Raw genomic sequence first — 1,643 nt, forward strand, 5'->3', positions numbered from 1 at the left:
GTGTCCTCGTTGAAGGTCACAGCACGGTTGCTCGCCGTCGGTGCGGTATTGACCGCCTGCTTGATCTGCTGAGCACCCCAAAGCGTGCCGTTGGAGAACTGCAACTGGATGCGGCTGTAACCGTAGTAGTCCGCATTTTCCGAGTAATACCCCAGCACTGTCAGGCTGTCGCTGCCACCCGCCAGGCTCAGCACCAAGTCATCACCGACACGCGCCGGCTTGAGATCGGCCGGCGCAATGCCGGCACCGATCTTCACTGTGTCGACCGGTGCCACGCCTACCTGGTCATACCAGTTGTCCGAAGCATCGACCGTGTCGCGACCCGAGCCGATGCCGAACGCATAGCTGTCCGCCCCGTCTCCACCCGAAAGCCAATCGTTGCCCGCTCCGCCGTCGAGCAGATCGTTGCCCTGCTCGCCGAACAGGCTGTCATGGCCTTCGCCGCCGAGCAAGGTATCAGCCTTGTCGCCCGCCCAGATCTGGTCGTTGCCCTGGCCGCCCTGCATCGAGTCGGTCGCGATCGTGCCAACCAGCCCGTCATTGCCCGGTGTGCCACCGACGTGGATGACCTGTGCCGCAATGCCAGTCGCTCCCCAGAGCGTGCCGTTGGCAAACTGCAGCTGGATGCGGGTGTAGCCGGAATAATCCGGATTTTCGGAAAAATACCCCAACATCGTCAGGCTGTCGGTGCCACCCGCCAGGCTCAGCACCAGATCGTCGCCGACCCGGGCCAGCTTGACGTCGGCCGGCGCAATGCCGGCACCGATCTTCACCGTGTCGACCGGCGCCACGCCCTGCTGGTCATGCCAGCTGTCCGAGGCATCGACCGTGTCGCGACCCGAGCCGATGCCGAACACATAGCTGTCTGACCCGTCACCGCCAGTGAGCCAATCGTTGCCCGCTCCACCGTCAAGCAGGTCATTGCCCTGCTCGCCGAACAGGCTGTCTTGGCCCTCGCCGCCGAGCAAGGTATCGGCATTCCCATTGCCATAAATCCAATCATTGCCCTGGCCGCCCTGCATCGAGTCGGGCGCTGCCGTTCCATGCAGCTCGTCATCACCCGGCGTGCCCTGCATCTGGATGGTCTGTGACGCGATTTCAGCAGCCCCCCAGAGCGTACCGCTGGCGAACTGCAGCTGGATTCGGCTGTAACCGTAGGCATCCGCACTTTCGGCGTAATACCCAAAGACCGTCAGACTGTCATTGCCGCCCGCCAGACTCAGCACCAAGTCGTCACCGACCCGGGCCAGCTTGACGTCGGCCGGCGCAATGCCGGTACCGATCTTCACCGTGTCGACCGGTGCTACGCCCTGCTGGCCATACCAGCTGTCCGAGGCATCGACCGTGTCGCGGCCCGAGCCGATGCCGAACACATAGCTGTCCGCCCCGTCTCCACCCGAAAGCCAATCGTTGCCCGCTCCACCATCGAGCAGATCGTTGCCCTGCTCGCCAAACAGGCTGTCTTGGCCCTCGCCACCGAGCAAGGTATCGGCATTTCCAGCTGCCCAGATCTGGTCGTTGCCCTGGCCACCTTGCATCGAGTCGGTCGCGCCCGTGCCAACCAGTTCGTCATCGCCCAGCGAACCCTCCACCTGGATGACCTGCGCGGCAATGCCCGCAGCTCCCCAGAGCGTGCCGTTGGC

At 64.0% G+C, this 1,643-nt stretch carries 1 protein-coding gene; it reads right to left on the bottom strand.

What is annotated here, in order from left to right:
* Nucleotides 1-1,643: calcium-binding protein (locus C6P64_RS17820; RefSeq protein WP_281257919.1), on the bottom strand; the 1,643-nt coding region annotated here is incomplete at both ends.

The sequence above is a fragment of the Malikia granosa genome, from assembly GCF_002980595.1.
Classification (GTDB): domain Bacteria; phylum Pseudomonadota; class Gammaproteobacteria; order Burkholderiales; family Burkholderiaceae_C; genus Malikia; species Malikia granosa.